Source organism: Actinophytocola sp. (assembly GCF_045807065.1).
In the GTDB taxonomy this organism is placed as follows: Bacteria; Actinomycetota; Actinomycetes; order Mycobacteriales; family Pseudonocardiaceae; genus Actinophytocola.
In genome coordinates, this window is record NZ_JBJMIE010000352.1 from 1 (window position 1) to 11,522 (window position 11,522).

General features: G+C 72.3%; 13 protein-coding genes. 7 read left to right on the top strand and 6 right to left on the bottom strand.

Annotated elements, in window-relative coordinates:
* The coding region (locus tag ACJ73U_RS20485) for an ABATE domain-containing protein (protein ID WP_407779268.1) at positions 1-355 on the bottom strand (355 nt) is incomplete at its 3' end.
* 41 nt (positions 356-396) lie between these two features.
* Here ACJ73U_RS20485 and ACJ73U_RS20490 point away from each other — a divergent pair.
* From ACJ73U_RS20490 to ribA, 6 genes are all read left to right on the top strand, one after another.
* Positions 397-1,698, top strand: a complete 1,302-nt coding sequence (locus tag ACJ73U_RS20490; protein ID WP_407779269.1) for an MFS transporter — start codon at positions 397-399, stop codon at positions 1,696-1,698.
* A gap of 31 nt (positions 1,699-1,729) precedes the next feature.
* The gene (locus ACJ73U_RS20495; protein ID WP_407779270.1) at positions 1,730-2,695 is read left to right on the top strand and encodes a zinc-dependent alcohol dehydrogenase; all 966 of its coding nucleotides are present in this window, start codon (positions 1,730-1,732) and stop codon (positions 2,693-2,695) included.
* Positions 2,696-2,715: 20 nt separating this feature from the next.
* A complete protein-coding gene (locus ACJ73U_RS20500) occupies positions 2,716-3,114 on the top strand; it encodes a 6-pyruvoyl trahydropterin synthase family protein (RefSeq protein WP_407779271.1) in 399 nt (132 codons plus the stop codon).
* 76 nt (positions 3,115-3,190) lie between these two features.
* A complete protein-coding gene (locus ACJ73U_RS20505; RefSeq protein WP_407779272.1) occupies positions 3,191-4,225 on the top strand; it encodes a glycosyltransferase family 4 protein in 1,035 nt (344 codons plus the stop codon).
* Positions 4,222-5,112 (top strand): lysylphosphatidylglycerol synthase transmembrane domain-containing protein, encoded by an 891-nt coding sequence (locus tag ACJ73U_RS20510; RefSeq protein WP_407779273.1) that lies wholly within the window; start codon positions 4,222-4,224, stop codon positions 5,110-5,112. Before ACJ73U_RS20505 ends, ACJ73U_RS20510 begins: the two co-directional genes overlap by 4 nt.
* A complete protein-coding gene (gene ribA / locus ACJ73U_RS20515; protein ID WP_407779274.1) occupies positions 5,109-5,738 on the top strand; it encodes a GTP cyclohydrolase II in 630 nt (209 codons plus the stop codon). The genes ACJ73U_RS20510 and ribA overlap by 4 nt, the downstream gene beginning before the upstream one ends.
* Before the next feature lie 64 nt (positions 5,739-5,802).
* Here ribA and ACJ73U_RS20520 read toward each other — a convergent pair whose 3' ends face one another.
* Complete coding sequence (locus ACJ73U_RS20520; protein ID WP_407779275.1) at positions 5,803-6,519, bottom strand: creatininase family protein; 717 nt, start codon at positions 6,517-6,519, stop codon at positions 5,803-5,805.
* A complete protein-coding gene (locus tag ACJ73U_RS20525) occupies positions 6,516-8,855 on the bottom strand; it encodes a CDP-alcohol phosphatidyltransferase family protein (protein ID WP_407779276.1) in 2,340 nt (779 codons plus the stop codon). The genes ACJ73U_RS20520 and ACJ73U_RS20525 overlap by 4 nt, the downstream gene beginning before the upstream one ends.
* Positions 8,856-8,979: 124 nt before the next feature.
* On the opposite strand from ACJ73U_RS20525, the gene ACJ73U_RS20530 reads away from it, so the two are divergent.
* Positions 8,980-9,750 carry an SAM-dependent methyltransferase gene (locus ACJ73U_RS20530; RefSeq protein WP_407779277.1) on the top strand — a complete coding sequence of 257 codons (771 nt, stop codon included), beginning with the start codon at positions 8,980-8,982 and terminating at the stop codon, positions 9,748-9,750.
* A 35-nt stretch (positions 9,751-9,785) separates the two neighbouring features.
* Here ACJ73U_RS20530 and ACJ73U_RS20535 read toward each other — a convergent pair whose 3' ends face one another.
* Genes ACJ73U_RS20535 through ACJ73U_RS20545 form a run of 3 tightly spaced genes read right to left on the bottom strand, consistent with a single transcriptional unit; the run spans position 9,786 to position 11,305 of the window.
* Positions 9,786-10,727, bottom strand: a complete 942-nt coding sequence (locus tag ACJ73U_RS20535; protein ID WP_407779278.1) for an NAD(P)-dependent alcohol dehydrogenase — start codon at positions 10,725-10,727, stop codon at positions 9,786-9,788.
* 3 nt (positions 10,728-10,730) lie between these two features.
* On the bottom strand, positions 10,731-10,991 hold the full coding sequence (locus tag ACJ73U_RS20540; protein WP_407779279.1) for a hypothetical protein: 261 nt from the start codon (positions 10,989-10,991) through the stop codon (positions 10,731-10,733).
* On the bottom strand, positions 10,988-11,305 hold the full coding sequence (locus tag ACJ73U_RS20545) for an ArsR/SmtB family transcription factor (protein ID WP_407779280.1): 318 nt from the start codon (positions 11,303-11,305) through the stop codon (positions 10,988-10,990). The genes ACJ73U_RS20540 and ACJ73U_RS20545 overlap by 4 nt, the downstream gene beginning before the upstream one ends.
* Between the last annotated feature and the right edge of the window lie 217 nt (positions 11,306-11,522).

Here is an 11,522-nt window from a genome sequence, read left to right on the forward strand (position 1 = left end):
CATGCGGCTCGGTGGCGTCGGGCCAGGTCAACGAGTAGGTCTCGGAAAGAGACGCATGGGCGACCGCGTCCACGACGTAGGGCCGCAGCTCCTCCCAGCGCACCTCGTCACCCGTCGCCACCGCGCCGAACACCTCGTTCAGCGTGTCCCGCAGCGCGTGTGCCCGCCGCAGTGCGGCTCCCGACGGCGCCGACCCCCGCTCGTCGCTCAGCACGCCGGCGCGGACCGACCAGCGCACCAGGTCCTCGTAGGTGGCGAGGTGGTCGTGCCGGGCCGGGCCGAGCGGGTCGTCGACCGTGTTGGCGAAGTCCAGCGCGAGATGGCCCGCGACGATCGGCAGCTCTCGTGTTTCCATCGAATCCCACCTTACCGGAAACCTCGGTTACGGTTACCCCCATGGACCGTTTGACTGGAAACATCGCGACGGTGTGCGTCGCGCAGTTCGTGGTGGTCCTGGACACGACCATCGTGACCACGGCGCTGCCGGCGATCGGGCCGGCGCTGGGCTTCGCGCCAGGCGGCCTGTCGTGGGTGATCACGGCGTACACCGTGGTCTTCGGCGCCCTGCTGGTGCCGTTCGGGCGGCTCGCCGACCTGCTCGGCCCGCGCCGGGCGTTCCGGCTCGGGACGGCGTTGTTCGTGGGGGCGTCCGCGGGGTGCGCGCTGGCGTGGGCGCCGGCCGCGTTGGTCGTGGCCAGGGCCGTGCAGGGCGCGGGGTCGGCCCTGCTGTCGCCCGCCGCGCTCGCACTGCTCACCGCGATGACCGAACCGGGTGCCGCCCGCCGCAAGGCCGTCGGCTGGTGGACCGCGGCCGCCGCGTGCGGCGGCGCGAGCGGCTGGGTGCTCGGCGGGCTGCTGACCGAGTTCCTCGACTGGCGGTCGGTGTTCTGGGTGAACGTGCCCATCGGCCTGCTCCTGCTGGGCGTGCGGCGGTTGCCGGCCGGAGAGCGGCGCGATGTGCGCGTTGACATCGCCGGGGCGGCGTTGACGATCGCCGCGGTCGGCCTGGTGGTCTACGCCCTGGCCGGTGTACCGGCGGTGACGAGCTGGTTGCTGTTGGTCCTGGCCGTCGCCGCGGCGGCCGGACTGGTCCGGCGCCTGCGCCGCACGGCCGACCCGCTCCTGCCGGTGCTGCGCGTGGCGGCCGGCGCGAACCTGACCGCCCTGGGGCTCACTGCGGCGACCACGCCGGTGATGTACCTGGCGACGCTCTACGTGCAGGAGGTGTGCCGCCTGTCGCCGGCGCGCGCGGCACTGCTGTTCCCGGTGTTCAACGTGGCTGTGGTCGCCGCCTCCCTCGCGGCGCCGTCCCTGCTGCGGGTGCTCGGCGCCCGGCGCACGCTGCTGGCCGGCTTCGCGACCGTCGCTGCCGGCACCGTCGTGTTCGCGACGCTGCCGGCCGGCGGGATGCCGGTGACACAGCTGGTGGCCGGGTTCGCGGTGCTGGGCGCCGGGCTCGGCGCCGCGTCCGTGGCCTCGACGCACGCCGGCACCGAGGCCGCCCGGGAACACCACGGCGTCGCCTCCGGCGCGCTCAACTCCTCCGCGCAGCTGGGCACGGCGGTGGGGCTCGCACTGCTGGCCCCCTTCGCGGCGGACTACCGGCTCGGCTTCCTCGGCGCCGGCGTCGTCGCGCTGGCCGGGACGGCCGCCGCGCTCCTCGTCCCCCGCGGGACCGCCGAGGTCGCCGTAGGGTGACGGGCGGTCGACGAGGCGGAGGAGTGTGGCGATGGAGCGGGCGTTCTGGTTGCGGGAGCCGGGGCAGGGTGAGATCCGGCCGGTCGAGCTGCCGGCGCCGGGGCCGGACGAGGTGGTGGTGCGGACGCTCTACTCGGCGGTCAGCCGCGGCACCGAGTCGCTCGTGTTCCGCGGCGGGGTGCCGGAGAGCCAGCACGACGTGATGCGGGCGCCGTTCCAGGAGGGCGACTTCCCCGCGCCCGTCAAGTACGGCTACCTCAACGTCGGCACCGTCGAAACCGGACCGGCGGAGCTCGTCGGCCGCACGGTGTTCTGCCTGTATCCACATCAGACCCGCTACGTCGTGCCGGCGGCCGCGGTGACCGTGGTGCCCGCGGCGGTGCCCGCCGAGCGGGCCGTGCTCGCCGGCACGGTCGAGACCGCGGTCAACGCCGTCTGGGACGCCGCGCCGCAGGTCGGCGACCGGATCGCGGTGATCGGCGCGGGCATGGTCGGGGCGTCGGTCGCGCGGATCCTGGCCGGACTGCCCGCCACGCGCGTGCAGCTCGTCGACATCGACCCGGCGAAGGCGGAGCTCGCGGGGAAGCTCGGTGTCCACTTCGCGCTGCCCGGCGACGCGCTGGGCGACTGCGACCTCGTCGTGCACGCCAGCGCCTCCGAGCAGGGGCTCACGCGGGCGCTGGAGCTGCTGGCGCCGGAAGGCACCTGTGTGGAGCTGAGCTGGTACGGCGACCGCCGGGTGAGCGTGCCGCTGGGGGAGTGGTTCCACTCGCGCCGGCTCACCATCCGTAGCAGCCAGGTCGGCACCGTGTCACCGAACCGGCCGAGGAGCTACGCGGAGCGACTGGGCGTCGCACTGGACCTGCTGAGCGACGCCGCGTTCGGCGCACTGGTGACCGGTGAATGCTCGTTCGACGACCTACCTGCGGTTTTGCCGAAACTGATCAGTCGTGAACCGTCTTCGCTCTGCCTGCGTGTTACCTACGACAGCGACTAGCCGACCGTAGGAGGCGCCGGGTGTTCAGCCTCACCGTCCGCGACCACATGATGGTCGCGCACAGCTTCACCGGAGAGGTGTTCGGCCCCGCGCAGCAGTTGCACGGCGCGACCTTCGTCGTGGACGCCACGTTCTCGCGTGCCGAGCTGGACGCGGACAACATCGTGGTCGACATAGGACTCGCGACCGACCAGCTGAAGACCGTCCTCGGCGAGCTGAACTACCGCAACCTCGACGACCTGCCGGAGTTCAAGGGGGTCAACACCTCCACCGAGTTCCTGGCGAGGGTGGTCGCCGACCGGCTCGCGGAACGCGTCCACAGCGGATCACTGGGCGAGGGCGCCCGGGGCCTCGCCGAGATCACGGTGACGCTGAAGGAGTCCCATGTGGCGTGGGCGAGCTACCGGCGGTCCCTGTGACGTGTGCGTGGAGCTCGCGGAGCGAACGGGCGCGGGACGCCGACGAACGATGCCGGCGAGCAGGTGAGGGGACATCGTGAGCGGCGTCTTCATCCTGCCCGGTGACGTCGACGACGTCACCGTCGCCAGTGGCGGCAACACCTACGGCAGACGGATGTGCGAGCTGCTCGGCCTGGAGAAGGTGCCCGTGCCGGGCCGCTGGCCCACGCCGAGCACCAAGGCGCGCGTGGCGCTGTCCCAGACGCTGGGGGAGATCCCGGACGGGTCGGCGGTGCTGATCGACGGGCTCGTGGCGTGCGGGGTGCCCGAGGTGGTCGTGCCGCACGCGCGCCGGCTGCGGCTGGTGGTCGTGCTGCACCTCCAGCTCGCCGACGAGACCGGGCTGCCGCCCGAGCGTGCTGCCGGCCTCGACCGGCGCGAGCGTGAGGTGCTCCGCGCGGCGACGGCCGTCATCACCACGAGCGAGTGGTCGACCCGACGCGTGATCACCCACCACGGGCTGGACCCGCGCCGCGTGCGCACCGCGCCGCCCGGCACCGACCCCGCGCCGCTCGCCGCCGGCACCGAGGCCGGCAACCGGCTGCTGTGCCTCGCGTCGGTGACCAGGCGCAAGGGCCACGACGTGCTCGTCGAGGCGCTCGCGAACCTCGCCGAACTGCCCTGGACGTGCGTGTGCGCCGGGTCGCTGCGTGCCGACCCCTCCTACGCGCGGCGCATCCAGGCACTGGTCGACAAGTACGGAATCACCCACAAGATGATCTTCGCCGGCGTGCTGTGGGGCGACGACCTCGAGCAGACGTTCAGCCAGACCGACCTGCTCGTGCTGCCGTCCCGGCGCGAGACGTTCGGCATGGTGGTGACCGAGGCGCTCGTCCGCGGCATCCCCGTGCTCACCACGAACGTCGACGCGCTGCCCTTCACGCTCGGCAGGGACACCAACAGGACGCCGGGAATGCTCGTGCCTCCCGACGACGTGCCCGCGCTCACCGAGGCGTTGCGCCGCTGGCTCTCCGACGCCGCACTGCGCGACCGGCTGCGTGAGACGGCCAGGGCACGGGACGTCGAGGACTGGTCGACGGCGGCGAAACGGCTCGCGGGGGTACTTCGATGAATGGGAAACTCTGGAACTGGCTCAAGCTCGGCGCGGGTGCCGCGATCGTCGTGGCGCTCATGTGGAAGCTCGGCGCGAACGGGTTCGTGGCCGGGCTGCGGGTGATCGACACGCCCGACGTGGTCGCCGCGCTCGGCATCGGGCTCATGACCACCGTGCTGTGCGCGTGGCGGTGGTGCCTCGTCGCACGCCGGCTCGGGCTGCGGCTTCCGCTGGGGAAGGCGGTCGCGGACTACTACCGCGCGCTGTTCCTCAACGCGGTGCTGCCCGCCGGCGTGCTGGGGGACGTGCAACGCGCCGTCCAGCACGGCCGCCAGGAAGGCAACGTCGGCGCGGGTGTCCGTGCCGTGGTGCTGGAGCGGATGGCGGGCCAGGCCGTGATCATCGTGGCGGGTGTGGTGGTGCTGCTGACCGGTCCGGCACGCAGTGTCGGGCTGCTGATCGTGGCCGGGGTCGCGGTGCTGGCGCTCGTGTACCTGGCGGCGCGGCGGTTCATCGGCATGGGTTCGCGGTGGCGGCGCACGATCGACGACGTCCGCAACGGCCTGCTGGCCAGGGACGCGTGGCCGGGCGTCGCGCTGCTGTCCGCGGCGGCGCTGGCCGGCCACATCACGCTGTTCCTGATCGCCATGAAGGCAGCGGGGGCGACCCAGTCGGCGGAGCAGCTGCTGCCGATCGTGGTTGTGGCACTGTTGGCGATGGGGTTGCCCGTGAACGTCGGCGGTTGGGGTCCCCGGGAGGGCGTGACGGCGCTGATGTTCGCCGCCGCCGGACTCGGGGCGGCGCAGGGCCTGACCGCGGCGGTGGCGTACGGGTTGCTGGGGCTCGTGGCGAGCCTGCCGGGCGCGCTGATGCTCGTCCGCAGACGAGAGAGGGTGGCGGCATGACGGATCTGGCTGATATCGGATCGGATGTCTCGCACGTGGAGCGGATGGTGGAGACCCGCCTGCCCACGGCGTACGGGGAGTTCCGCGCGGTGGGGTATGTCGACCCGAGGTGGGGACACGAGCACGTGGCGCTGGTGTACGGCGAGGTGGCGGGCACCACGGCGCTGACGCGGCTGCACTCGGAGTGCCTGACGGGTGACGTGTTCGCGTCGACCCGCTGCGACTGCGGCCCGCAGCTGGACGCGGCGATGCGGGGCGTGGTCGCCGAGGGCGCCGGCGTGGTCATCTACCTGAAGGGCCACGAGGGCCGGGGGATTGGCCTGATGGCCAAGCTGGCCGCGATGCGCCTGCAGGAGGACGGCCTGGACACCGTCGAGGCGAACCTGGCGCTGGGCCTGCCGGTCGACGCCCGCGACTACGACGTGGCGGCGCAGATCCTCGAAGACCTCGGGGTGTCGGCGGTGCGGCTGCTGTCGAACAACCCGGAGAAGCTGGACTCGTTGCGCCGCAACGGGATCCGCATCGTCGAGCGGGTGCCGCTGCTGATCGCGCCCAACGACGACAACCTCCCGTACCTGCGTACCAAGCGGGAGCGGCTGGACCACCTGCTGCCGCACCTGGCCTGAGGACATGAACGCCTGCCCCGGACCCCTCGCGGGGTCCGGGGCACTCGGCGTGGTCCCGGGTGGTTCAGCGGTCTCGCGTGGGTCCCTGGTCCAGGGCCGCGAGCACGTCGGCGAAGGCGGTGACGAGGTGGGCCAGCGCGCCGGCGCCCTTCTCGGCGGTGGCCAGTGACGGCCGGCCCACCACGCCCGACCTGGTGTAGGCGGCGAGGCCCAGCGTGAGGAACCGGTCGCGCTCGTCGGCGCGTTCGTCGTGCGCTGCGTAGTCTTCCGGCACGAGTTCCGGGTGTGCGTGCAGCAGCAGCGAGGTCTCGAACTCACCGGCGTGCATGTCGGTGTCCGGGCCCGTCTCGACGCCGCCGGCCGCGCGGGCCGCCAGCCAGTCCACCTCGGTCGGGAACAGCGCCATGCGCTCGCCCCGGGCGCTCGCCTCCTGCACGACGTTGCCGAGCACGTAGTTGCCGCCGTGGCCGTTCACCACCGCCAACCGGTCGACTCCCTGCCGCCGCAACGACTCCGCGACGTCGCGCACGATCGCGTGCAGGGTCGGCGCGGAGATGCTGACGGTGCCGGGCCAGGCGGCGTGCTCGTGCGAGCAGGAGATCGTCACGGGCGGCAGGAGCAGCACCGGATACGCCGCGGCGACGGCCGCGGCGACCGTCATCGCGATCACCGTGTCCGTCGCCAGCGGCAGGAACGTCCCGTGCTGCTCGAAACTACCGACCGGGAGCACGGCCACCGAGCGGTCTCGCGCGTCGGCGGACGTGCCCATCGGCAGCGTCATGTCCCCTGATGTCCTTCCGGTGTGCCGAACGCGGTCAGGAACCGGTCGCGGAAGGCGTCCATCCGCCACACCGGCGCCGACGGGCTCGGGTGGAGGCCGTCCTGCCAGCCCCAGCTGTCGATGCTGTCCAGGACCGCCGGGTCACCCGCCACGATACTGATCGGCACGTCGTGGTTGCGCGTGTCGCCCGACACGGAGGGACCCGGCTGGTGGTCGCCGAGGAACACCATCACCGTGTCCTTGTCGCCGTAGGTGGTCAGGTAGGAGATGAGCGTGTCGAGCGAGTACCGGATGGACTCGGCGTAGGCGGCCCGGACCGACGCCGCGTCGGACCACACCTCGGCCTGCGTCTTGCCCTGCGCCGGCATCGGGCCGTAGATCGAGCCGTCGCCGATCGTGTTCCAGTCGATCATGCGGGGCAGGTGCGTCCACGGGATGTGGCTCGACACGAGGTCGATCTCGGCCATCACCGGCTTGCGGTCCGCCGGCGCGATCTCGTTGCGGTAGAAGGCGGACATCGTGTACTGGTCGGGCATCTTGGCGTAGGCGAAGTGCGGGCCCCGGTAGCCGACGTTGTCGCGGACGTACGCGTGGTCGTAGCCGAAGAACTCGCCCTCGGGCCAGTCCCGCACGATCGACGGCGCGACGCCGACGGTCCGCCAGCCGGCGCGGTCGAACGCCCCTGTGAGCGTCAACCTGTCGGTGTTCACCAGCGCGTCGTACCGCGGCTGGCTGTCCACCCACAGGCCGGACTGGACGGAGGCGTGCGCGAGCCAGCTGATGCCGCCGAACGTGGACGACGTCATGAACGCGCTGCGTGCCGCGAACCCGGCGTTGCGCAGCGTCACGGTGCCCTCGTCCAGGACCTTGTCGACACTGGGCGCCATGTCGGTGTCCTGGACCGCGACCCGGCCGTAGCTCTCGATGAACACGAGGATCACGTCCTTGCCGCGCAGGCCGTTCAGCAGCTGGTCGCCGCGCCTGTACTTGTACGGGTCGGCGGCGACGTCGCGGGCGAAGACGTCGGGGTCGACGAGGTCGGCGTGGACCTGGCGGATGTCGTCGAACACCTGTGTCGCCGCGGAGTTGGCCGCCACCGGCTGGCCCAGCACGGCGAAGGCCACCCAGACCACCGACAGCGCCGCCATCCCGCGGGTCGCGAACGTGCGCCGGCCGACCGCGACCTTCGTCAGCCGCAGCACCGCGAGCACCATGGCCGCGACCAACCCGAGGACCAGCACGACCGCGCCGACCACGGCGACGACCGAGACGGCCGAGCCCGCGGTGTCCTGGAGGTACTCGAGGGCGGGACGCAGCGCGGACCAGTCGTACACGGGGTGGAACGGCCGGCCCGTGTACATCTCGAACCCGATGTCGAACACCTTCATGATCGTGAGCGCCGCGAGGCCCACCCCCACGAACGCGGCGGCGACGCGGCGCGCCCGGTGGGGGAGCGCGAGGACGAGCCCGGCGACCATGAGCCCCTCGACGGGGATGCGCACGAACGTCGCGGGCGACAGGTCGCCGAGGTTCGTCGGCGCGAGGAGCGCGACCAGGACGAGCGCGCCGGCGAGCGTGGTGAGCACGATCCGCCGCAGTCGCGGCGCCGGGGCCGCCTTGTCCCGCGCGGCGACCACCGGTGCCGCCGCGCGGTCGCGGTACAGCCACCGCACGTCCCGCCCGAATGACCACGTGAGCGCTAACAACGCGAGCCCCACCAGGACGGTGGCGGGGCTCGCGGGCAGCAGGACGACCGCCGTGAGCACGATCCCCTGCGCGGCGGCGACGGTCTTGCAGGACAGGCGGTCCGGCAGTGGCGCCCGCAGCCACGGCCAGATCCGCCCGGCGGCGACGAACAGGTAGCGCATGGCGCCGATCGCGAGCACCCACCACCCGAGGCGGGTGGCGACGAACGCGCTGAGCACGAGGATGAGGAACGCGTCGACCTCCATGTCGAACCGCGCCCCGAACCTCGACACGGTTCCGGTGCGCCGCGCGACCTTGCCGTCGATCGCGTCGGTCGCGAGCGCGAGCCCGGCGAGGACCACGAGTGGCCACATCGATGCCCGCGAGTGGCCGGGATCGGCGACGAGCGCCGTGACCGCGCCCGCCAGCACGGCCCGTGTGAGCGTTACCAGGTCGGCCGGCCCGAACCGCGTCGTGCCGTACCGGGGCATGGCCTCGGCGAGCACCGCCCACCCGGCGATCGCGAACGCCGTCCCCGCGAGCCAGCCCGGCGGGCCGAGCCCGGCCGAGCCGGCGAGCGTGAGCAGGGTCAGCAGCCCGGCCAACGCCAGCGTGGCGATGGTGAGTGTCCGGGTGATCGGTGCCGTCACAAAGTCCTCCACGATCTGTTCCGCCCTCAACAAGATCTGTTTTCGCCACTGAATACGCACGCCACCTCCGTACGGTTCTGAACCGTTCTGAACCGTTGCCGGAGGTCCCGCGTGTTAGTTGTCGATGACTGAGTTCTCACCGGAATGGCTGGCACTGCGCGAACCGGCCGACGCCGACGCCCGCGCGGAAGAGCTGCTGACGACACTGCGGACCTCGTTGACCGGCGACGACCTCGTCGTCCGCGACCTGGGCAGCGGCACGGGGTCGATGGCGAGGTGGCTGGGGGCCCGGCTGCCCGGTGCGCGGAAGTGGGTGCTGACCGACCGTGACCCGGCGTTGCTCGAGGTGGCGGCCGCGTCGGTGCCCGGAGGCGTGCCGGATCACCGGGACATCGCCACGCTCACCTCGGCGGACCTGTCGGGGACGGCACTGGTCACGGGGTCCGCGCTGCTGGACATCCTGACCGCCGAGGAGGTGACGAACCTCGCCGCGGCGTGCGTGGGAGCCGGTTGCCCCGCGCTGTTCGCGCTCTCGGTGGTGGGCCGGGTCGAACTGACCCCGTCGGACCCCCTCGACGAGCCGCTGTCGGCGGCGTTCAACGCCCACCAACGGCGCACGGTGGACGGCCGTGCTCTCCTCGGCCCGTCCGCGGTCGTGACCATGTCGGCGGCGTTCAGCCGGCTGGGCGCGACCGTCCACAGAAGACCGAGCCCGTGGCGCCTCGGACCGGACCGGCCGAGGCTGCTGGAGGAGTGGCTGCGCGGCTGGGTGTCGGCCGCCTGCGAGCAGAACCCCGCCCTGGTGCCGGAGGCGGACGAGTACCTCAACCGTCGCCTGTCGGCGCGGCCGCGCGCGACCGTCCACCACGAGGACCTGCTCGCGATCCCGGCCTGACCTGGGGCGGTGCCCGGCCGGCGCCCGATCGGCGGTCAGGGGGTGACGACGATCTTGCCGCGTGCGTGGCCGTCGCGCAGGTAGGTGATCGCCGCGGGGACGTCGCCGAGTGCGAAGGTCCGGTCCACGGCCGGGGTGATCGTGCCGTCGGCGAGCAGCGCGCTCAGTTCGTCCAGCGCCGCCCTGCGCACGATCGAGATCGGCGCCCGGAGGCGTTGCGTCCAGAACGGCCGGCGGATCAGCGCGCCGAACTGCCGGCCCATGCCCAACCAGTGACCGCCCTCCTCCGAGCCGACCAGCACCAGCGTCCCGCGTGGCGTGAGCAGCCGCCGCAGCACGGGGAACGGCCGCCCGCCGGCGATGTCCACCACCAGGTCGTACTGGCCGGTCAGCGGCTCCCGCGTGTAGTCGACCACCTCGACCGCGCCCAGCGAACGCACCAGGTCCACCTTGGACGGTCCACACACGCCGGTCACCGACGCGCCGGCCGCCGTCGCCAGCTGCACCGCGTACGAGCCGACGCCGCCACCCGCGCCGATGACCAGCACCCGCCGGCCCGCCTCGACGCCGCGCGTGACCGCGAGCGCGGTGCACGCGGACACCGCCACCGCGCCGGCCTGTTCGTGCGTCAGGTTCGCCGGCTTGCGCACCACCGTCTTCGCCGTCGTGTACTCGGCGAAGGTCCCCTTGCCGATGCCGAACACCTCATCACCCGGCCGGAACTCGGTCACCCGCGCGCCGACCTCCTCGACCACGCCCGACACGTCCAGCCCGGGGACCGGCACCCGGGGGTGGCGCGGGCCGAACACCAACCGCACCAGGTAGGGCAGGCCGCTGACCTGGTGCCACGTGCCCTGGTCGACACCGGCCGCGTGCACGCGGACGAGCACCTCGTCGGGAGCGGGCTCGGGCCGGTCGATGTCGCGCAACTCCAGCACGTCCGGCGGCCCGTAGCTGTCCTGCACCATTGCCTTCATCGTTCAGTCCACCGTTCTGAGGATTTGTTCGATCGCGGTTGTGCGCGTGCGCAGCTCGGCCACGTCCGCGGCGATGCGCTGCTGGGTGTCGAGGGTCTTCTCGGCGAGCTGCTCGTAACGCTGGACGAGCTGGCGTAGGCCCTCCTCCTGTCCGGAGACGAGCTTCGCCTTGCGGAGGTCCAGGTACGTCGAGAACGCGCCGCCGATGAGGATGATCACGACGATCATGGCGCCGAGGATGATGATGGCGTTGGGCCAGGTCACGGCTGCTCCTTGCGTGCCGATGGGGAGAGGGACTCGGCGGCGGCGGCGAGCGCCGCCGCGGTGAGCCGCACGTCGAAGCCGGTGACCTCGAAGTACTTCATGGCCTTGCCGTCCGCCGACAGTTCGAGGCTGCCGGCCACCAGCCCGGCCGCCTCCAGCTTCCGCAGGTGCATGTGGAGGAGGGGACGGCTCACCCCGATGTCACGAGCCAGCTGGCTCACGTACTGCCGCCCCTCGGCCAGCCGGGCGATGATCCGCAGCCGAATCGGGTTGGCCAGGGCGGCCAACAGCTCGACCAGATCGTCGCCAGTCATCTCACACCTACACATGTCATGTTTTTCTGACAGGTGAAACTATAGGCAGACATGCGACAGCGGCGCAAGACATGAACCTGGTTCGGTAACGGAAGCGGAAGTTGCACGATGCAAGGGCCATGGTTGAGAACTCCACGGCGGGCCTCGTCATGCTCACGGGCGAGGTGGCGGTCACGGTCACCCGCGAGGAGCACCACCAGGACGTGCTCGCCCGCTA